This window comes from Actinomyces sp. oral taxon 180 str. F0310 (assembly GCF_000185285.1).
In the GTDB taxonomy this organism is placed as follows: Bacteria; Actinomycetota; Actinomycetes; order Actinomycetales; family Actinomycetaceae; genus Pauljensenia.
Genome location: NZ_GL622194.1, coordinates 1,642,542 through 1,662,060 on the forward strand (window position 1 = coordinate 1,642,542; position 19,519 = coordinate 1,662,060).

General features: G+C 65.6%; 22 protein-coding genes, 1 pseudogene and 1 riboswitch. Of the genes and pseudogenes, 11 read left to right on the top strand and 12 right to left on the bottom strand.

The features are described 5' to 3' along the window. The 4 genes from HMPREF9006_RS06980 (at position 1) to HMPREF9006_RS06995 (ending at position 3,744) form a co-directional block, all read left to right on the top strand. The gene (locus HMPREF9006_RS06980; RefSeq protein ID WP_009212888.1) at positions 1–1,935 is read left to right on the top strand and encodes a carbohydrate-binding domain-containing protein; all 1,935 of its coding nucleotides are present in this window, start codon (positions 1–3) and stop codon (positions 1,933–1,935) included. 191 nt (positions 1,936–2,126) lie between these two features. Continuing rightward, a complete protein-coding gene (locus HMPREF9006_RS06985; protein WP_009212889.1) occupies positions 2,127–2,582 on the top strand; it encodes a RidA family protein in 456 nt (151 codons plus the stop codon). A 105-nt stretch (positions 2,583–2,687) separates the two neighbouring features. Then, positions 2,688–3,128, top strand: a complete 441-nt coding sequence (locus HMPREF9006_RS06990; RefSeq protein WP_009212890.1) for a DUF2249 domain-containing protein — start codon at positions 2,688–2,690, stop codon at positions 3,126–3,128. A 136-nt stretch (positions 3,129–3,264) separates the two neighbouring features. Beyond that, positions 3,265–3,744 carry a toxin gene (locus tag HMPREF9006_RS06995; protein WP_009212891.1) on the top strand — a complete coding sequence of 160 codons (480 nt, stop codon included), beginning with the start codon at positions 3,265–3,267 and terminating at the stop codon, positions 3,742–3,744. 87 nt (positions 3,745–3,831) lie between these two features. On the opposite strand, the gene HMPREF9006_RS07000 is transcribed toward HMPREF9006_RS06995, so the two are convergent. Then, on the bottom strand, positions 3,832–4,314 hold the full coding sequence (locus HMPREF9006_RS07000) for a DUF2218 domain-containing protein (RefSeq protein ID WP_009212892.1): 483 nt from the start codon (positions 4,312–4,314) through the stop codon (positions 3,832–3,834). 207 nt (positions 4,315–4,521) lie between these two features. On the opposite strand from HMPREF9006_RS07000, the gene HMPREF9006_RS07005 reads away from it, so the two are divergent. The 6 genes from HMPREF9006_RS07005 to HMPREF9006_RS07030 all read left to right on the top strand — a co-directional run bounded on the left by HMPREF9006_RS07005 (position 4,522) and on the right by HMPREF9006_RS07030 (position 12,122). After that, positions 4,522–5,994 (top strand): amino acid permease, encoded by a 1,473-nt coding sequence (locus tag HMPREF9006_RS07005; protein ID WP_009212893.1) that lies wholly within the window; start codon positions 4,522–4,524, stop codon positions 5,992–5,994. A gap of 28 nt (positions 5,995–6,022) precedes the next feature. Further along, positions 6,023–6,124: riboswitch (TPP riboswitch) on the top strand. A 31-nt stretch (positions 6,125–6,155) separates the two neighbouring features. Next, entirely contained in the window at positions 6,156–6,752 is a 597-nt protein-coding gene (locus HMPREF9006_RS07010; protein ID WP_034232264.1) for an ECF transporter S component, read from the top strand. Then, positions 6,712–9,159 (top strand): ATP-binding cassette domain-containing protein, encoded by a 2,448-nt coding sequence (locus HMPREF9006_RS07015; protein ID WP_009212895.1) that lies wholly within the window; start codon positions 6,712–6,714, stop codon positions 9,157–9,159. The genes HMPREF9006_RS07010 and HMPREF9006_RS07015 overlap by 41 nt, the downstream gene beginning before the upstream one ends. Then, positions 9,156–9,764, top strand: a complete 609-nt coding sequence (locus HMPREF9006_RS07020) for a 4-amino-4-deoxychorismate synthase (protein WP_009212896.1) — start codon at positions 9,156–9,158, stop codon at positions 9,762–9,764. Before HMPREF9006_RS07015 ends, HMPREF9006_RS07020 begins: the two co-directional genes overlap by 4 nt. 4 nt (positions 9,765–9,768) lie before the next feature. Then, positions 9,769–11,271 carry a phospholipase D-like domain-containing protein gene (locus HMPREF9006_RS07025; protein WP_009212897.1) on the top strand — a complete coding sequence of 501 codons (1,503 nt, stop codon included), beginning with the start codon at positions 9,769–9,771 and terminating at the stop codon, positions 11,269–11,271. Then, on the top strand, positions 11,268–12,122 hold the full coding sequence (locus HMPREF9006_RS07030; RefSeq protein ID WP_034231390.1) for a class I SAM-dependent methyltransferase: 855 nt from the start codon (positions 11,268–11,270) through the stop codon (positions 12,120–12,122). The genes HMPREF9006_RS07025 and HMPREF9006_RS07030 overlap by 4 nt, the downstream gene beginning before the upstream one ends. A gap of 20 nt (positions 12,123–12,142) precedes the next feature. Here the strand turns inward: HMPREF9006_RS07030 and HMPREF9006_RS07035 are convergent, their stop codons facing one another. The 8 genes from HMPREF9006_RS07035 to HMPREF9006_RS07070 form a co-directional block, all read right to left on the bottom strand. Continuing rightward, positions 12,143–12,472 carry a DUF2185 domain-containing protein gene (locus HMPREF9006_RS07035; RefSeq protein WP_009212899.1) on the bottom strand — a complete coding sequence of 110 codons (330 nt, stop codon included), beginning with the start codon at positions 12,470–12,472 and terminating at the stop codon, positions 12,143–12,145. Further along, on the bottom strand, positions 12,469–13,020 hold the full coding sequence (locus tag HMPREF9006_RS07040; protein ID WP_009212900.1) for a hypothetical protein: 552 nt from the start codon (positions 13,018–13,020) through the stop codon (positions 12,469–12,471). Before HMPREF9006_RS07040 ends, HMPREF9006_RS07035 begins: the two co-directional genes overlap by 4 nt. A gap of 262 nt (positions 13,021–13,282) precedes the next feature. Continuing rightward, on the bottom strand, positions 13,283–13,786 hold the full coding sequence (locus HMPREF9006_RS07045) for an Imm61 family immunity protein (RefSeq protein ID WP_009212901.1): 504 nt from the start codon (positions 13,784–13,786) through the stop codon (positions 13,283–13,285). Positions 13,787–13,831: 45 nt separating this feature from the next. Beyond that, complete coding sequence (locus tag HMPREF9006_RS07050; RefSeq protein WP_009212902.1) at positions 13,832–14,290, bottom strand: hypothetical protein; 459 nt, start codon at positions 14,288–14,290, stop codon at positions 13,832–13,834. A gap of 69 nt (positions 14,291–14,359) precedes the next feature. Beyond that, the gene (locus HMPREF9006_RS07055) at positions 14,360–14,806 is read right to left on the bottom strand and encodes a hypothetical protein (protein ID WP_009212903.1); all 447 of its coding nucleotides are present in this window, start codon (positions 14,804–14,806) and stop codon (positions 14,360–14,362) included. Between the two features lie 69 nt (positions 14,807–14,875). After that, a complete protein-coding gene (locus tag HMPREF9006_RS07060; RefSeq protein WP_009212904.1) occupies positions 14,876–15,322 on the bottom strand; it encodes a hypothetical protein in 447 nt (148 codons plus the stop codon). Positions 15,323–15,474: 152 nt separating this feature from the next. After that, positions 15,475–15,942: a hypothetical protein gene (locus HMPREF9006_RS07065; RefSeq protein WP_009212905.1), complete on the bottom strand. Its 468-nt coding sequence runs from the start codon at positions 15,940–15,942 to the stop codon at positions 15,475–15,477. 152 nt (positions 15,943–16,094) lie between these two features. After that, complete coding sequence (locus HMPREF9006_RS07070) at positions 16,095–16,598, bottom strand: Imm61 family immunity protein (protein WP_009212906.1); 504 nt, start codon at positions 16,596–16,598, stop codon at positions 16,095–16,097. A gap of 76 nt (positions 16,599–16,674) precedes the next feature. Between HMPREF9006_RS07070 and HMPREF9006_RS07075 the strand changes: the two are divergent. Continuing rightward, positions 16,675–17,268 (top strand): annotated as a pseudogene (locus HMPREF9006_RS07075) (ISL3 family transposase); the annotation flags it as partial. Between the two features lie 132 nt (positions 17,269–17,400). Here the strand turns inward: HMPREF9006_RS07075 and HMPREF9006_RS10905 are convergent. The 3 genes from HMPREF9006_RS10905 to HMPREF9006_RS07090 form a co-directional block, all read right to left on the bottom strand. Then, positions 17,401–17,946 carry a hypothetical protein gene (locus HMPREF9006_RS10905; RefSeq protein ID WP_009212908.1) on the bottom strand — a complete coding sequence of 182 codons (546 nt, stop codon included), beginning with the start codon at positions 17,944–17,946 and terminating at the stop codon, positions 17,401–17,403. 56 nt (positions 17,947–18,002) lie between these two features. Further along, positions 18,003–18,314: a hypothetical protein gene (locus HMPREF9006_RS10910; RefSeq protein WP_009212909.1), complete on the bottom strand. Its 312-nt coding sequence runs from the start codon at positions 18,312–18,314 to the stop codon at positions 18,003–18,005. 450 nt (positions 18,315–18,764) lie between these two features. Next, the gene (locus tag HMPREF9006_RS07090) at positions 18,765–19,118 is read right to left on the bottom strand and encodes a hypothetical protein (RefSeq protein WP_009212910.1); all 354 of its coding nucleotides are present in this window, start codon (positions 19,116–19,118) and stop codon (positions 18,765–18,767) included. Positions 19,119–19,519 lie beyond the last annotated feature (401 nt).

Here is a 19,519-nt window from a genome sequence, read left to right on the forward strand (position 1 = left end):
ATGAAAGCCCTGAAGAAAATCATGACCCCCGCGCGGACGATCGGCGCGATCGCCCTCGTTGGCGCGCTCGCGCTCGGAGCCTGCGGCTCCTCCGGCCTGGCCTCCTCCAGGCACGCCGCCGCCACGGCCACAGCCGCGGCCGCCGGAAGCAACGGCGACACGACCGCGCCCCCCACGGCGAGCGACGCGCTGGCGGCCAACGCGGAGGCCTCGCACGTGGAAGACAGCGACTGGAAGGACTCCGACGCCGTTGACGTGACCCTGAGCGGCACGACCGCCGCGTCGTCGTCGGCGGCAGTGTCGGCAAGCGACGGCGTCCTGACTATCTCCTCGGCCGGCGTCTACCGCCTGAGCGGGTCCTTCGACGGAAAGGTCGTCGTCGCCGCGGGCTCCAAGGACCGGGTTGTCCTGATCCTGGACAATGCGACCATCACCTCCTCCACGGGCGCGGCGATCGAGACGACCAGCGGCGACGACCTTGTCCTGGCCCTGGAGGGAACCTCGACGGTCACCGACGGAAGCTACGACGGTACGGAGGATGCCAATGCCGCGATCTACGCGGACATGGACCTGACGATCACCGGCAGCGGCACCCTGAACGTGACCTCCGGCGCCTCGGACGCGGTCACCTCCAAGGACGACCTCTATGTCCTGAGTGGGACGATCAACGCGACCGCCTCGGATGATGGCCTGCGCGGCAAGGACTCTCTGACGGTCGCGGGCGGCACCGTCGCGGTCACCTCCGGTGGCGACGCCCTCAAGTCCGACCAGGACAACGACGACACCAAGGGCTACGTGAACATCTCGGGCGGGGTGCTCACCCTGACCTCGGGAGGCGACGGCATCGACGCCTCCACCGACGCCATCGTGACCGGCGGAACCCTGTCGATCACCTCGGGCGGGGGAGCGGCGAGCGGCAAGCCGTCCACGGGCTCGACCAAGGGCATCAAGGCGTCAACGTACGTCATCGTCGACGGAGGCACCATTGACGTGGACTCCGGGGACGACGCCATTCACTCCAACGGAGCCCTGCGCCTCAGCTCCGGCACGATCACTGCCGCCTCCGGAGACGACGGCGTCCACACCGAGGTCGCCGCTGTCCTGGACGGCGCGGATGTCACCGTCACGCAGTCGAACGAGGCCCTCGAAGGTGGACTCATCACGATCGCGGGCGGCACGATCGACCTGACCTCCACAGACGACGGCATCAACGCCTCGGGTTCGATCACGGTCGAGGAGGGACTGGCCGCAACGGCCGAGACCGCCTCGGACACGGCGAGCGCGGAGACGAGCGAGGCCACGACCTCGGGCGACGCGGCCGCACAGGCGGGCCCCGGTGGCATGGGTGACGGCGGCGGAACCATGGAGGATACCGGCGAGCAGCTGACCATCACCGGCGGCACCATCACCGTCAACGCGAACGGGGACGGCCTGGACTCCAACGGGTCGCTGACCATCAGCGGCGGAGAGACCACCGTGTACGGTCCGGCATCCGGCGCGAACTCCAGCCTCGACAGCAACGGCACCATGAGCATCACGGGTGGCACGGTCATCGCCTTCGCCACCAATGAGATGGTTGAGATGCCAACCACGACCGACGGCCAGGGGTGGGTCTCCGCGTCCGCGACCGGCTCCGCAGGATCCACGGTGACGATCACCGACTCGTCGGGCACAACGCTCGGCGCGTACACCTCGCTCAAGGCCTTCGGTAACGTCATCTACTCGACCTCGGGCATGACCAACGGTGCCACCTACACGGTGAGCGTCGATGGAAACGCCACCGAGGCGACCGCAGGCCAGGGCGGCATGGGGATGGGCGGACAGCCCCCGGCGGGCGGACAGCCCCCGGCAGGCGGACAGCCCCCGGCAGGCGGACAGCCCCCGGCGGGCGGTCCGGGTCAGGGTGGTCAACCCCCGGCCGCACCCCAGGGCTGAAGCCTCCTGAATAGAGTGCGCCCCGCGTGATTGTCGACACGCGGGGCACGCGCGGTGAGTCCTCACCGACGAGGCCCGCTCCGTGATCTCACGCCCGCACCCCAGTTGATCGCCCCCCCCGGGAAGAGCGCACCTACACTGGATGCAACGGACGAGGCCCGAGCCTCGTCACGGACAACGAAAGGACCTCCATGCTCCCCTCCGAGAAGCTCGCCGAACTCGGCATCGAGCTGCCCGCCGTCGCCACGCCCGTCGCCGCCTACGTTCCCGCCGTCATCGACCGCGGCGTCGTGCGCACATCCGGCCAGATTCCCGTCGTGGACGGCGAACCCGTGTGCATCGGCGCGGTCGGCGAGGACGGGGCTGATCCCGAGGACGCCAAGGACGCGGCGCGCGTCTGCGCGCTCAACGCCCTTGCCGCGGCGGCGGCGGTCGCGGGAGGGGTTGACAACCTCGCCGGCGTCGTGAAGGTCGTCGGCTTCGTGTCCTCGCGCCCCGACTTCTACGGGCAGGCCGGAGTCATCAACGGCGCCTCCGAGCTCTTCGGAGAGGTCTTCGGCAGCCAGCACGCGCGCAGCGCCGTCGGCGTTGCTGCCCTGCCGCTCAACGTCAGCGTCGAGGTGGAGGCTGAGTTCCTCATCAGGTGACCGTGCGCCGCGGGAAAGAACATGCGCCCGCCCATGAGGCGACCCTACACTGGGTGAGGTTTACCCACATGGCCTCGCGGGGGCCGCACGAGCGAAGGAAGAGACATGACTGACCGCCAGACGTTCAAACTGGTAGACGCGAACACTACTCCCACCGAGGGAGGCTGCGGCTGTGGCGGCCACGGCCACGGGCACGGCAAGCGCGCCCACGAGATGGCCGCGGAACCCATCGCCTCCACGGCGGGAAGCTGCGGCTGCGGCGGGGGCGGACACGCCGAGGGCAACGCGCACCCGGGCGGAGCCGGAGTGATCCATGCCCCCGGAGCCGACGAGCTGGTCATCCACTCGATCCCCCGCGTCGTGCGGCACGCCGTCCTCTTCGCGGCGGTTGACGCGCTGCCCGTGGGTGAGAACCTGCAGATCTGCGCGCCCCACCAGCCTGAGCCACTGTTCGCTCACCTGCAGGACTCCGAGCAGCACTACCGCGTGGAGACCCTCGAGGTGGGCCCCGTCGACTGGCGCTACCGCATCACGCGGCTTGCCTGACCCTTCTCACGCGAGGCCGCGGCCAGCATTCCCCTCCCTTGGGTCGGCCGCGGCCTCGCGCGCTCCGCGTGGCGTGAGGTGGTTTTCCCCGCGTTGTTCGCGTGACGGGGAGCGCACAAAAAGGTACCGTTGATGCATGAGCATCTTTGGTGTGACGTCCGACGCCGACGTAGAGGACGACCGGGATCGCGTCGAGGCCGACGTGGTCGTGAACTGCGACATCGAGGCCGCGTGGGCGCTCGTGTCGGAGCCGGGCTGGTGGGTCAATGAAGGGCCTCTCGGCGACCACGAGGTGAGCCTCGGGGACGACGGCCTGTACCGAGTGAGCGACCCTGACGCGGGGGATTGGCTGATCGAAAAGGCCGAGGAGGACCCCATGGACGTGGTGGCCTTCCGCTGGTATCCGCTGGCCGACGACGAGCTGCCGGAGGAGCACGCGACGCGCGTCGAGGTGTCCCTGTCGGACGAGCGAGGCGGCGTGGGCATCCACGTCGAGGAGTCTGGGCTTGCGTCGGTGTCCGACGACGAGGCCGTGGCCTCCCAGGCGTACGACGACGCGATCGGCATGTGGGACCAGGTCCTCGTCGCCGCCAAGAACTACCTGGAGGGACGCTAGCCCTCCCCCCGCGCCAGTTCCCGCGGGAATCCCCGCCGGAATGAGACCCTCGCGGCCGCGACGTCGCGGGGGTCTGTGCGCCTCGCCCTAGTTGCTTTCCGAGCCCGCGGACCGCTCGGGCATCCCATCCGGCGCCCGGCGTGCGGCCTTTCGCGCGCGGGCGTGCGCCTCGACCTCCTCGAGTGTGAGGGGCCCCTGGTGGGTCCCCTCTCCACCGTCGATCCGCTGCCACGAGACGGCCAGGGAGTCGCGCGCGCCGAAGCGAGCCAGGTGAATCCCGACGACGTGCTCGAGGTGTTGCGCCCGCTCGCTCGTCGAAGCCAGGCGCAAGAGCAGCGAGTCCGGAGAGCACGAAACATCGACGCGTCCCACCGCGGGTCCCTCCCGGTCGAAGAGCAGGTAACCGGTGGAGGACGCCTCGTCCCATGCTCCCGTGATCTTGTGAGCCATGTGGGTCACGAGCTGCTTGCCGTAGCGGGTGGGGCGCGCAGTGGGAACCGTCGCCGTCGAGATGAGGGGGAAGGAGGCGGAGGCCTCCTCGGTGGTGGCGAGCTTTCGATCTCGTGTCATAAGGTCAACCTAACCTGAATGGTCGGGGAGTGCCACGCGAGGTCCGCGCTCGCCGCACAGGGCGGGGCAGTGGCGCGTCTTATGGGGTGGCAGATACGGTCCCGCCCGGACCGGTAGGGTAGCGTTGGAGGGTCAAACACTTCGCGAGAGCGCGCAAAGGCCGCGCAAAACACCCCCGGTGGGTGGAACCTGGCGGAAAGGGAAACGATGACTGGTGAGCACGTCGAGCACAGCGATACCGACAGGGGCGGCGGGGAGAAGCTTCAGCGCACGCTGAAGAACCGCCACATTCAGCTGATCGCCATCGGCGGCGCGATCGGCACGGGTCTCTTCATGGGATCGGGTAAGACGATCTCCGTCGCGGGTCCCTCCATCCTGCTGGTCTACACGATCATCGGCGTCGTCCTCTTCCTCTTCATGCGCACCCTCGGCGAGCTCCTGCTCTCCGACCGCAAGTACGCGACCTTCGCGGACATCGCGCGCGACCTGATCGGCCCGTGGGCGGGGTTCGTCACGGGGTGGACGTACTGGGCGTGCTGGGTCGTCACCGGCGTCGCCGACATGGTCGCGATCACGGGCTACGCGCGCTTCTGGTGGCCGCACCTGCCCGCCTGGATCCCCATCTGCGCCACGACGCTGCTCCTCTTTGGCCTCAACGCGATGACCGTCAAGGCCTTCGGGGAGACGGAGTTCTGGTTCGCCCTCATCAAGATCGTCGCCATTGTCGCCCTCGTGATTGTCGGCTTCACGATGGTCGCCATGGGCACCGTTGACGAGGCGGGCACCAGCGCGGCCGTCTCGAACCTGTGGTCCCACGGCGGGTTCTTCCCCCAGGGTTTCACGGGATTCCTCGGAGGCTTCCAGATCGCCCTCTTCGCCTTCATCGGGATCGAGATGGTGGGCACCACGGTCGCCGAGACCGACGACCCGGACCGCACGCTCCCCAAGGCCGTCAACTCGATTCCCGTGCGCATCATGCTCTTCTACGTCGCCGCCCTGGCCGCGATCATGATGGTGACCCCCTGGGACCAGGTGAGTCCCGAGTCCTCCCCCTTCGTCACGATGTTCTCCCTGACCGGCCTCGGCGCCGCCGCGACGATCGTGAACCTGGTGGTGCTGTCCTCGGCGGCCTCCAGCGCGAACTCGGGCATCTATTCGACCTCGCGCATGCTCTACGGCCTTGCCCGCCAGGAGCAGGCCCCGGGCGTGTTCTCGCGTCTGTCCAAGCATCACGTCCCCCTCAACGCCCTGTTCCTGTCCTGCGTGTGCCTCCTGTCGGGCATCGTCATCATGGGGATGGGCGGATCGATCTCGGGGGCCTTCACCCTGGTGACTTCCGTGTCCGCCACCCTCTTCATGGGCGTGTGGGTCGTCATCGTCGTGTCCTATCTGGTGTACCTGCGCAAGCGTCCCCAGCTGCACGCGACGTCGCACTTCAAGGCACCCGGCGGCGCGCTGAGCGCCTGGGTGGTCCTGGCCTTCATGGGAGCCATGGGCGTCATCCTGGCGGCCTGGGACGACACCCGGCCCGGCCTGATCTACTCCATCATCTGGATTGTCTTCATCGTCGGCGCGGCGTTCGCGAATCGTCACTACCTCCTGCGTCGCGCATCCCGCGGTATTCTCGGCGACGGCGGCACGGGCGAGGGTCCCCATACCGGCCCTCACCTGCATGAGTAGCGGAACACATGGCGAGTGACTATGCTCGCGTTCGTGCCACGGGAGCTCCGCGGGAGCTGAGAGGGGATAGGCCCCGACCGTAGAACCTGATCCGGGTCGTACCGGCGTAGGAAGGCTCTTTCCTCGTGGCCGCTGTGCAACACGAAGGGAACGACATTCGCATGGCTACCACCACCTCCTTCCGCTGGAGGGTTATCGACATCGTCACCGCCGCCGTCCTCGGCGTCGCGTGCGGCCTCATCTTCGTCGCCTGGAACCAGGTGGGTTACGCGGGCTACGAGTTCCTCAAGGCCATCGCCCCCGGCCTGGGCGGTCTCCTCACCGGTATCTGGCTGCTGGGCGGAACCCTCGGCGGTTACATCATCCGCAAGCCGGGCGCCGCCTTCTTCGTCGAGGTGCTCGCCGCCACCGTGTCCATGGGGCTGGGCTCCCAGTGGGCGGTGGAGACCCTGTATTCGGGCATCGCGCAGGGCCTGGGCGCCGAGATCGTCTTCGCCCTGGTCGCCTACCGCCGCTACAACGTGGGGGTCGTGGCCGGTGCCGGCGCTGCGTCCTTCGCGCTGGAGTGGGTCCTCGAGCTTTTCACCGCCGGGCACCTCGCCAAGGGCGCCCTCTACAACGCCTCCTACCTGGCGTGCGGAGTTGTCTCCGGCGTCTTCCTCGCCGGGGTTCTCGCCTGGGCGCTGACGAGGGCGCTGGCTGCCACGGGGGCACTCAATGCCTTTGCCTCCGGTCGGGGGACGCGCGAGCTTGTCTGACACTCGGCCCGGGGACGAGGCCGTGGACGCCTCCGCCCAGCGCCTTTCCTCCCTCGACGCGTCGGCCGCGCCCGGGGAGGGCGCGCGCGTGCGCGCACGCGGCTGGGGGTGGCGTCACGCGGGGCGCAAGCGGGCCGCGCTATCGGGCGTCGACCTCGACATTGCGCCCGGCGAGCGCGTCCTCGTGCTGGGACCGTCCGGGTCGGGAAAGTCGACCCTCATGGGGGGCCTGGCCGGGCTCCTGGGGGGCGCCGAGGAGGGCGAGGCCACCGGCACGCTCACCGTCGACGGCGTCGCTCCGGAGCGTGCGCGCGGACGCGTCGGCCTGCTCATGCAGGACCCCGAGGCCCAGGTGGTCCTGGCCCGTGTCGGCGACGACGTGGCCTTCGGCATGGAGAACTTGGGGGTGGCTCGCGCCGACATCTGGCCGCGCGTGAGCGACGCGCTGGACGCCGTCGGCCTGGATGTCGCCCTCGACCATCCGACGACGCAGCTGTCGGGGGGCCAGAAGCAGCGCCTCGCGCTGGCGTCCATCCTGGCGATGGGGCCGGGCCTCCTCCTCTTGGATGAGCCGACCGCGAACCTCGACCCGGTGGGCGTTGCGGAGGTTCGCCGCGCCGTCGAGTCGGTCGTGGAGCGCACGGGCGCGACCCTGGTCGTCGTCGAACACCGGGTCGACGTGTGGGCATCCCTCGTGGATCGTGTCATCGTGGTCGCGGACGGTGCGATCGCGGCCGACGGACCCCTGGACGAGGTCCTCAAGCAGCGCGGTCGGGAGCTGCGCGATTGCGGCATCTGGCTTCCCGGCGATGACGTCGCCGCCCAGGCCGGGCCGCTGCCCTCCCCGGAATCGAGGGATCGGGAGGCGCCCCCGCCGTCCGCGGCCGCACGCACGATTGCGCGCGCGAACGATCTGACGATCGGATACGACCCTGCCGCCCCCGTGCGCCGCGGGATCGACGTGTCGATTGAACGCGGGGTGTCGACCTGCATCGTCGGCGCGAACGGCGCGGGAAAGTCGACGTTCGCCCTGACCCTCGCCGGCCTGCTGCCCCCCATCGCGGGCGCCGTCGAGATAGCAACCGCTGACGGAGAGCGCGGCGACCCGCACGCGTGGACCAGCCGCCGCCTCCTCGGGCGTGTCTCCATGGTCTTTCAGGAGCCCGAGTACCAGTTCCTGGCCTCCACGGTCGCCGACGAGCTCGCGATCGGGCCTCGCGCGGCGGGCCTCAACGAGGAGGAGATCGGCCCCCTCGTCGAGGAACATCTGGAGGCCCTGGGCCTATCCGCCCTGGCCCGCGCCAACCCCATGACCCTGTCGGGAGGCGAGAAGCGGCGCCTCTCCGTGGCAACCGCGCTCATCAGCGCCCCCGAGCTGCTCATCCTGGATGAGCCCACCTTCGGGCAGGACCGGGGAACGTGGCTGGGCCTCGTCCGCCTGCTGCGCGGAGCCCTCGCCCGCGGGGTCACCCTGGTGTCCATCACCCACGATCCCGCGTTCGTGGCGGCCATGGGTGACCGAGTCATTGACCTGGGTGAACTGGGACGCCGTGGCGCGTCCAAGGATTCCGGGGACGAGGCCGATGCCTCCCGCGCCGACAACGCCCGTGGTGGGCGCGCAGAATCGGCGAAGACTCGGCGGAGCGGGCTTCGTGGCTTGCTGCGTCACACGAACCCCGTGGCCCGCGTGCTCGCCCTCCTGGTTGCGACGACGCCCCTGCTCGCCTCGATCGACCCGGTCAGCGCGGGCGTCGCCCTTGCCCTTGAGCTTGTCCTGCTCCCCCTGTCGGGGGTCTCGTTGCGCAGCTTCGCTCTCAAGGCCACGCCGCTCCTGGTGGCCGCGCCCCTCGCGGCCCTCTCCATGCTCCTGTATGGGGCGCCGGGAGGACGGGTGTTCTGGGAGTGTGGGCCCGCCGTGGTCTCCGAGCACTCCGCCTGGCTGGCCCTGGGTATCGCGCTGCGCATGTGCGCCATGGTTGTTCCCGCGATCGGGCTTCTCGACCGCATCGACCCGACCGACATGGGTGACGGGCTGGCGCAGATCCTCCACCTGCCCGCCCGGCCCGTGCTCGCCGCCCTCGCGGGTGCGCGCATGACCTCCCTCATGGCCGCCGACTGGAAGGCCCTCGAGCGTGCGCGGCGCGCCCGCGGCGTCGGGGACGCCTCCCGCGTCCGCTCCTTCCTCAGGGGAGCGTTCTCGCTCCTGGTCTTTGCGCTGCGCCGCTCCGGCAAGCTCGCCACCACCATGGAGGCCCGAGGCTTCGGCGCGGCGGGCGCGCGCACGTGGGCGCGCCCCTCCCGCATGCGCGGCGCCGACGCGGTCCTCATGGTCGTCGCCCTCGCCATTCCCGTGATCGCGCTCGGCGTGAGCATCTGGACGGGCACCTTCGCCCCGGTAGGCCGATGACACCTCAGGCGTGGACGAGCTCGCGCACCGACGGCAGGCGCGCCATCACCATCCCGGTGGGTGTCGCACCCGAGGAGGCCTCGCGCCGCCTCGCCCCGCTCCTGCGCGCGCTCCGTCGCCGATTCGGCGCCCAGGTCGCGCAAAAGCAGCCTGCGGGCGGGTCCGGGCCCGTGACGCGCGTCCCCGTCGTCACGGTCGACGGATACTCGGGCTCGGGCAAGAGCACCCTCGCCCGAGCCCTTGCCGCCGCCGACTCGACGTGGCAGGTTCTCCACATGGACGACTGGTACCCCGGCTGGGACGGCCTGGACGCCGGCGCGCGCGTCGCCCGCGCCATCGCGGCCGACCTGCGCGCGGGCAGGGATTCCTCGTACGTCGCATGGGACTGGGAGGCGGACGCGGTGGGGCGAACAAGGAGGGTCCCGGCCAGGCCCACGATCATCGAGGGCTGCGGCGCCGTCGAGGCGGACGCGGACCTGATGATCTGGCTGGCCGACCCCGGCGAGGCCGAGCGCCGCCGCCGGGCACTGGCCCGGGATGGCGCGACCTACGCGCCGCACTGGCAGCGCTGGGCGGCCCAGGACCTGGCGCGCTTTGTACCATAGACACATGTTTGCGCCACCCCCCGAACCGCCGCTGTGGGCGTGGCTCCTCCTCGGGGCCGTCGAGTTTGCCATCCGCGTCGTCGCCCTCGGTGTCGTGCCGAAGCACCGGCGCGCCGCCACGTCGACGGCGTGGCTGCTCCTCATCTTCCTGATGCCCTTCGTGGGCGTTCCCCTCTACGTCGTGTTCGGCTCGTGGTGGGCGATGGGGCGTCGCCTCGACGACGATCCCGAGGCCCGCTCCCTCGTCGATAGCATCCTCGCCGCCTCGGTTCCCCCCGAACCCGAGTCCGACGAGGCGTCGCCCGGCGTCGAGGGCCCGGCCAGCGCCCTCATGCGCATGACGGGTGAGCTCAGCGGCTTCCCGGCCTCCAGCGGCCGCGTCACCCGCCTCTACAACGACACGGCACAGACCTTCCGTGCGATGGCCGCCAGCGTCGACGGCGCCACCCACCACGTCAACGCCCTGTACTACCAGACCTCGTGGGACGAGTACACGGCTCCCTTCTACGAGGCCCTCGCGCGCGCCGCGGGGCGCGGGGTCACGGTGCGCCTCCTGGTCGACCACCACGGCATGCGCACGATCCCCGGGCATCGGGACTTCCGTCGGCGCCTCGCCGAGGCGGGCATCGAGTGGCACGAGATGCTGCCCTTCGCGCCTCTGCGCGGGCAGATACGCCGCCCCGACCTGCGTAATCACCGCAAGCTCCTCGTGGTCGATGGGCGCGAGGCCTACGTCGGCTCCCACAACCTGGTCGCGCCGGACTACGACACGCCCGCCTTCGCGCGGGCGGGCATCACGTATGAGGACACGAGCGTGGCCGTCACGGGAGCGATCGTGGCCCAGATTCAGGCGGTCTTCGCCGTCGACTGGTACTACGCGTGCAAGGAGGTCTTGACGCCCGCCCTCCTGAACCCTCCGGAGACGCGGGCCGAGGCCCGGCGGGAGGAGATCGAGGCCTCGTCGATGCAGATCGTCCCGTCGGGGCCGGCCTACAGGGGCGAGCCCAACCTGCGCGCCTTCGTGGCCATGGTGTCCTCGGCGCGCACCCACGTGTCCATCACGAGCCCCTACTTCATCCCCGACGAGGCCCTCATGGCCGCCCTGACGAACGCGGCCCTATCCGGCGTCACGGTCGATCTCTTCGTCTCCGAGCAGTTCGACCAGTTCCTCGTGGGGCACGCGCAGCGCTCCTACTACGGGCCCCTCCTGAAGGCGGGCGTGCGCGTCCACCTGTACCGCAAGCCCACGATGCTGCACTCCAAGTACGTCGTCGTTGATGGGAGCCTGTGCGCGATCGGCTCGTCGAACATGGACGTGCGCTCCTTCGGCCTCAACTACGAGATCACGCTGGTCGCCGACAGCTCCCGTCTGGTTGAGCTGCTGCTCGCCAACGATGAGCGCACGCGCGAGCGCTCTCGCGAGCTGACCTACGAGGAGTGGCGCGGCCAGCCGTGGTACGTCCACTACGTCGACAACGTGTGCCGACTGGGGAGCTCGCTCCTGTGAGCGCGCCCAATAACGAGGCCGTGGCCGGGCGTGCGGCTACCACTCATTCGTGGCCTCAGTACGGGGATCGTGACACGATGCCGAACAGCATGTCCGGTTCCCTCGACGCGAATCCTTTCGTCGGGGAGGGCGGTGCCTACAACTCCGTGCGCCCGGCCTACCCGGACGAGGCCGTGGCCGCGTTGATCGACGCCGCGCGGAGCGGGCGGGGCGTGAACGCTCCAGGTCGGGATGGCCCACTGCGCGCCGCCGACATCGGTGCGGGCACCGGCAAGATGAGCGAGCTCCTGGTTCGCGGCGGTCTCCTCGTGGACGCGGTCGAACCCTCCGATGCGATGCGCTCCCAGGCCTCGTCTGTCGAAGGTGTGAGGTGGCACGACGGTGTCGCGGAAGACACTGGGTTACCGAACGGCCTGTATGACATCGTCGTGTTTGCACAGTCCTGGCACTGGATGGATCCCGAGCGTGCGGGCCTCGAGGCGGCCCGAATCCTGGCGCCCGGAGGGGTGCTTGGGATCGTGTGGAATCAGATGGCTGTGTCGATTCCGTGGGTGCATCGCCTGACCCGCATCATGCGCTCGGGCGACGTGCACCGCCCCGACAGGCCGCCCACGCCCGGTGGCAACTTCGCGCCGATGACCCTCACGCAGGTCGCGTGGGAGGACCGTATGACCCCCGAGGAGATCCTTACCCTGGGAACGACCCGCTCCTCGTATATCCGTTCGTCGGAGGCGGGGAGGGCGCGCATGCAGGAGAACCTGCGCTGGTACCTGTACGACCACCTCGGGTATGCGCCGGGGGAGCAGGTCACCATCCCGTACGCGACGCTCGTGTGGCTCACTCACCTGTGAAGGCGGGGCCGCTGCTTCAGTCAGCGGAAGGAAATCTCTTTTTCGGTCTTGTTATCGAACCAGCGTCGGCGGCCGTCAGGCTCGACGACGAGTTGAATGTCGGAGCCGATCGGCAGGTCGTAGATGCCGATGCAGGCGGGCTCAATGTCGCACAGATCGTTGAAGTCAACGACGGTCATATTTTTTGGATCGTCCAGGTACTCGGCGGTGTCGCGGTCGGATAGCACGCGCCAGCCGGAGTCCTGAGGGGCGAAGGGTTCCTCGCGGGTCAGCCACTTGATGTTGCCGGTTCGTTCGACAATTTTGCGCGAAACGATGGCGGCGCCGGCGTTGTTAATGAATGTGGTCATGCGTGTTCCTTTGTGTGTTTCTCGCTTCCGGCCGCGAGGTAGCGTGCAATGCGATCAGCCAAGGCCTGGCGATGGGGCCAACGGCGAGCGACGTCGTACATGGTGTCGTGTGAGCCCGTCAGCTCGATGTCGAAACCGGGGTCGGGAGACGCGAAGACGAGGTCGTACAGGGGGGTGAGCTCTTCGTCGGAGTACTCCTGCGTGGAGATCAGGTGGACGAGGGGGATACACCCGTTCTTGTCCGGTTGACCGAGCGCTACGCGTCGATCCAGGAGGCGGCGGCATAGCGCGACGTCCCGGTCGACGTCGCGCGCGCCTTGCGCGAAGAGAATATGGAACGGGTTCGTTCCGTCCGTGGTACCGGCATCGAGAACGCAATCGCGGTCTAGCAGGAAGTCGCACATCGGGTAACGCTGCGCGGGATCGGTGTTGCTGAGCGCCTCGATGAAGAGGCTCTTGCCCCACCGCACGCGCTTTTCGTCCCCCTCGGAGTAGAGAGCGGCAAACTCATCGTATGTCTTCATGTTCGCCGTGAGAAAGATGTTCATTTGTCGAGGCCTTCGTACTTGTGGCTGCGGTTCGTGGCTCTTCCGTGTTGAGTGTGGGCGACCGGGTGTTGCCGCCACCTGGATATGAGATCGTTGAATTCTTCCAGCATGGGCACTCATTCCTTCGGGTCGTTGCCTCTGCGGACATCGTAACTGACGGGCGAGCGCGAAATGGCACACCTCCTCCCGTCCTACGAGGCGAGGAGGTGTGACCGACGCTCTCGTCTCGTGTTCCGTGAGCTAGCGCCGGGAGAGAGGAGTGTCAGCTCTGCTGGTACAGCGCGGCGTATCCGGTGCCGGAGGGTTCGAGGACGAGGGAGAGCAGGTCGTCGCTTGATGTGCCCATCAGATATGACAACGAGAGCAGCGCAGCTGGCGAGACGTTTGTGTATGTCGTGGGAATGGGGGAGGCTTTGCTTGTCAGCAGGTACGCGATCGGTTCGAGGAATTCGATGGAAAAGCTGGGGTGAATGTCGGTCACTGGCGGGAGGGTGAGGGGTGGGAGCTGGTGTGCTGTGCGAATGTCGGCGGCGAAGTGCATGACCGCGAACTTCTTGAAGATCTCGAAGGACGCGGTTCCGAAGCGTTCCCCGCTGAATGAGTACTTATCGATCGTACCGTAGGCGTAGTATTCCTCGACCATGGTGAATGCGTCGTAGATAAAGTCTTCACCCGGCTCGATGCGGATCGAATCATCCTCGATCCACGTTGTGTGTCCGGATAGCTCACACAGGCGAGTGATGTATGCAGCGAGTTCTTCATTCATGTGACGGCTTCTCTTCCTCGGCGTGCGCTATCGGCTGTCTTGATTCTACGGCCGCGGTGAGTCCGGGGAGGGGGCCGAGGCCTCGGCGATAGCTCGAGCGCATGCGAATGATCGGCATTTCGCGGATACCGCGGGATCGATAGTCGAGTTGAGATCGAAGAACGGTGGGAACTTCTTCGAAATGGTGAATGCCGTGTGCGGGATGGGTCCTAAGAGATCCCGAGGCGTGTACGACATGTCCGTGAGCGTGGCTATCCCGTCGCGTGCGAGCAGAGTGAGACACGTGGTGGCGAGTTCGGGAGATTTGGTTATGCAGAACGGGACCACGGTGTTTCGTTCACCCTCGTAGGCAATGATGATTCCCCTCTCAGTCTCGGTGAGAACGTAGCTTCTGAAGTCACGCCTGCTGGTGAAGGAGATGCTGTCACCGTTGTCTTCGATGAGCTCCGGGGGAAAGTGCTCGCCGAGAAGCGCAAGTGCGTGGCTGCGAAACTCTTCCCACATGACTGGCTCCCTTCGCTAGGTTGGGGCCTGCGCCGATTGCGTCATCGAGGCAGGCTATCCCCATCCTACCTAGGTGCCGCGTGCTGAAGCAGCGACTGCAATTGCGCGCGCGTATGTAAAATAGTCGCAGTATGCGCGTAGTGTGCTGTCAGTTTTGTGGGTGAGGTGAAATCCGCTGGATCTGTCTTCCGTGATGCTGTAGTCGGTGCCCGGCACGGGGCCTAGAAGCTCGTCCGGAGGATAGTCCATATCGACGAGCTCGCCGAGCCCCTCGCGTACGAGGAGCGTCAGTGCTATGGTCGCCAACTCAATGGAAGGGCTCGTGAAGAACGTACCGACGGTATTGCGTTCTTCGTAGTCACCGATCGTAATTCCTTGTGCGCTCTCGGTGAGAAAAAAACGTAGACGTTCTCGTCTATCAACGAAGGTGAGACTGTCACCGTTGTCTTCGATGAGTTCAGGGGGAAAGTGCTCGCCGAGGAGTGGGAGCGCGAGGCTACGAAACTCTTCCCACATGACTGGCTCCCTTCGCTAGGTTGGGGCCTGCGCCGATTGCGTCATCGAGGCAGGCCACCCCCATCCTACCTACGCACCGCGTGCCGAAGCTGCGAGTGCAATTGCGCGGGCGTATGTAAAATAGTCGCAATCTGCGCTCAGTGTGCTGTCAGTTTTGTGCGTCAGATAATAACCATCGGTACCTTCATCAGCGATGCTGTAGTCGGTGCCCGGCACGGGGCCTAGAAGCTCGTCCGTAGGATAGTGCATATCGACGAGCTTGCCCAGCCCCTCGCGTGCGAGGAGTGTCAGTGCTATGGTCGCCAACTCAATGGAAGGGCTCGTGAAGAACGTACCGACGGTATTGCGTTCTTCGTAGCGGCCGATGGTAAGTCCTCGTGCGTTCTCGGTGACGAAAAAGCTTGCCAGACTACGCCTATCGATAAAGACGAGACGGTCACCGTTATCTTTGACGAGATTCGGGGGAAAGTGCTCGCCGAGGAGTGGGAGCGCGAGGCTACGAAACTCTTCCCACATGACTGGCTCCCTTCGCTAGGTTGGGGCGTGCGCCGATTGTGCCATCGAGGCAGGCTTCCCCAATCCTACCTACGTGCGGTGTGCTGAAGCGGTGGTCGCGAGAGCGATCGACTACGAAGCCGCGCACGCAGCCCCTGTTAGGTGCGTTGGTTCTACTCACCCAGATACAGCTGTAGTGCGTCCTCAAAGGGATACTGCATGAGATGTGCGAGCTTGTACGCGCGTTGTTCGTCGAACGAGGTGAACTCTACGTCGGGGCAACTGCGCATTGACAGGATCTGCTCGCCGAACAGTTGTCCGGGGCTTATCGTCCAGCTTGCTTGGAGGGAATCCGGGTCAGCCGCTAGCTCGACTGCCTGCCGCCCATGCGACCATCGGTTGTAGCCGCCCAGAAGGCGCACCAACTCATATCTCGCAACTGTCGAACTCGGGGTTCGCAGCGTTGCGCCGACGCGGCTTGGGCGTTCGCTCGTGCCGAAGCGGTAGTTGTCTGTCGAGTACCAGAAAGAATCAAAGAGAATTCCATCGACAGTGAAGAACAGTCTGCCGTCTCGTTCCTTGCGCACGACTGAAGAGTTCGCGCAGAGCGTGGATATGAGATCGTCGAATTCTTTCAGCATGGGCACTCACTCCTTCGGGTCATTGCCTCTGCGGACATCGCAACTGACGGGCGAGCGCGAAATGGTACACCTCCTCCCGTCGTACGAGGGGAGGAGGTGTGACCGACGCTCTCGTCCTGTGCTCCGTGAGCTAGCACCGGGAGCGGGGAGTGTTAGCTCTGCTGGTACAGCGCGGCGTATCCGGCGCCCGACGGTTCGAAGACGAGGGAGAGCAGGTCGTCGCTTGGCGTGCCCATCAGGTATGACAATGAGAGCAGCGCAGTTGGCGAGAAGCTTGTGTATGTCGTGGGAATGGGGGAGGCTTTGCTTGTTAGCAGGTACGCGATTGGTTCGAGGAATTCGATGGAAAAGCTGGGGTGAACGTCGGTCACTGCTGGGACACTCAGGGGTGGGAGCTGGTGTGCTGCGCGAATGTCTGCGGCGAAGTGCATGACCGCGAACTTCTTGAAGATCTCGAAGGACGCGGAGCCGAAGCGTGACCCGCCGAATGAGTATTTATCGACCTCGCCGTAGGCGTAGTACTCCTTGACCATGGTGAATGCGTCGTAGATAAAGTCTTCACCCGGCTCGACCAGGATCAAATCATCATCGATCCGCGTTGTGTGCCCGGAGAGTTCGCACAGACGCGTGATGTATGCGGCGAGTTCTTCGTTCATGTGACGGTTGCTCCTCCTCGAGGCGAGGTATCGACTGCCTCGATTCTACTGCCCTGGTGAATCCTGGGCGGGAAACGCAGCCGCTGACGAGCTCCCAGATGCAACCGCGGTCATGGACCCCTTCCACGTCGTACACCTCGCCGGTGATGCTCTCGATGAGTGCTGCAAACCTACCGGGCAAGAACTTCACCATCGGCGCGGGCGTGCCACGGATCCCCTGTATAAGGCTCGCAGGATGTTATACACCCGCTCATGCCTGCTCACGCCGCTCCAGCAACACCAGATACTCGACCTGTTCGCCAGCGATTGCCACGTCGCACTCGAAGTCACCTGGAGCGTCTACCAGAACATCATCGACGCCTACCGGGCGCCCGACACGAGTGCGGGTAAGGCCCTGATGCAAGCCGAAATAGACCGTCTCAGCGACGCGGGCGTCCCTCGCTCCCTCACGGAGCTCACCACCTTGGGCAGGACACTCAAACGCCGAGCCAGGGACATCCTGGCCTACTTCGACCACCCCGACACCAGCAATGGACCCACCGAAGCCATCAAAGGCCGCCTCGAACACCTACGCGGATCCGCCCTCGGATTTCGAAACCTCACCCACTACATCACCCGAGCACTCCTCGAAACAGGAGGATTCAGAACCCAACTACACCCCCAATTATGAAGAGCCCAAAGAGCTCTCGCTTAAGCAAGGCAATGAGGGTCCGGATGAACTCATCTTTGCTAATCGTGTTCGTCATGATCAATGGTCCCGGGGGCGTCTGCTTCTCTGAATAGATAGCAGGGCTATCCGGTGTCAGTCGTCTTCTTTGTTGAAGGGGATGTGTGTGGTTCCGAAGAGGGCCTGGCAGGCCTCCTCGACGTCCTCGATGTGGGCTATCTCGAGGAGGCGCTCGGGCGTGTGGTTCAGGAACCATGTCAGGTTGGTGGCTTCGTCAGACCATTTGCCTGCGAAGACGCCGGTGGGTTGATCGTTGTGGCACAGCTCAAGGGAGTATTGATTCGGGCCGGGCCTGTGGGACCAGTTCGGCGCGATCAGCAGCTCCCGAAACCTGATGTCAAAATACTCGAGGCCGAGGCAATAGCGCAGTAGATCAAAGTTGTACATGAGCAGCCACTGCTTCACGGGGGTAAGAGAATCTGCCCACATGCTGGTGCCAGGGGGAGAGAGGCGTTCGCTTGACCCGCCCGAGTAGAAACCGTCCTCGTACCACGCGTGGATCATGACATTAAGATCGTTGCTCCGAAACCACACGTGATCCTCGCTGACAACGTAAATTTCTCGGTCAAGCAAGGGGACGAGGGTCTTGATAAACTCATCGTCCGCAATTGTGTTCGTCATAGTCAATGGTCCCGGGGGCGTCTGCTTCTCTGAATAGGTAGCAGGTCTGCCGTGTCTTAGTCGTATTTTTTGCTGTAGGGGATGTGTGTGGTTCCGAAGAGGGCCTGGCAGGCCTCCTCGACGTCCTCGATGTGGGCGATGTCGAGGAGGCGTTCGGGCGTGTGGTTGAGGAACCAGGTCAGCTTGGTGGCTTCGTCGGACCATTTGCCAACGATGGTGCCGGTGGGTTGATCGTTGTGGCACAGCTCAAGGGAGTATTGATTGGGGCCGGGCCTGTGGGACCAGTTCGGTGCGATCAGCACGTGCCGATAAGTGATACCAAAGTCCTTGAGGCCAAGGCGGATCCGTAGTAGGTCGAAGTTGTCCATGACGAGCACTGCTTCACCGGGGTAAGAGAGCCTGACCGCACGTAGGTGCCGGGGTCAGGGGTGCGTTCGCTTGATCCGCCCAAGTAGAAGTCGCCTCTGCGCCACACGTGGGTCATGATGGCGGGATCATTGGTCGAAAACTACACGTGATCCTCACTGACGACAAAAGGCTCTCGCTTAAGCAAGGCAACGAAAGTGCGGATGAACTCATCTTCGTCAATCTCTCTTAACATAGCGAATGATACCTCGCGTTTCCCACTCTTTCAGTTTCAACTCTCTAATTGTACCCGTTTCCAAGTCTGGACCCCAAATTTGTAACTGTATAGCTCCTCCGGGTTGGCCAAAAGCGGGGGCGACCTGGCCGTATTTGACGATGTGTCCCTCGGGAAGTTCTCCGGTCAGGCGTGCGCGCATATCCGGTGCGCCCAGCGAGAAGGGCTGGAACAATCCTCACTCGCCAAACGATGGAAGCGTGCCGTCCTTGTGCATTGCGGCCGCGAACTTGCCCTCGGGGTCTCCGAGTCGGCACAGGTCTGACCCGTGCTTGTCAATGAAAGGTTGAATCGAGTCGTACTCATGGTAGCCCGCATTGAGGAGCGCGCCATTCTTTCGTTTACCAGCGACATCGAATGGCCACACGGGTTGGCCCTTCTCCTTGTCGAAGAAGGTATCCATGAAGTCCTTCATCGACCGTGGAGAACCGTCGGGATTGAAGCCCAGGGCACGCTCGGGATTGACCATGTCATCGAAGCCGAACCTGCCCGTGTGCCATTCCTTTGCGTCTTGTGGGAGTTCTTTCTGCATGTATTCCGGCCAGGCCTCCAGCGCCTCCTGAAGCTGGCGGCGCGTCCGGGGGGCGTGGTGTAGGGGTCGACGCCCTCGGGGAAGCCGACAGTCTGGTCGATGGACGGGTCTGGTGGGGTGTCATAGTCCTCGTCGCACTTGGTGTGAGGATCAGTGCTGGGGTCGTACGAGGGATCTACCTCGCCATCGTGTGAGTGATCGTGCAGATCCTCGTACTCCTTTTTCTCCTCACCTTCGTCACTCGCAGAGCTTTCGTGCTCGCCCGAATCGCCGTCGGCGTCACGATCTCCGTGCTCCGTGCCGTGCTCATCGCGCGATGAATCGCCGGAGTCGCCGTCAGCGGACTCGGACTCGCTGTTCTTTCGAGAAGAATCATCGGGATGCTCGCTGTCGGGGTCTTT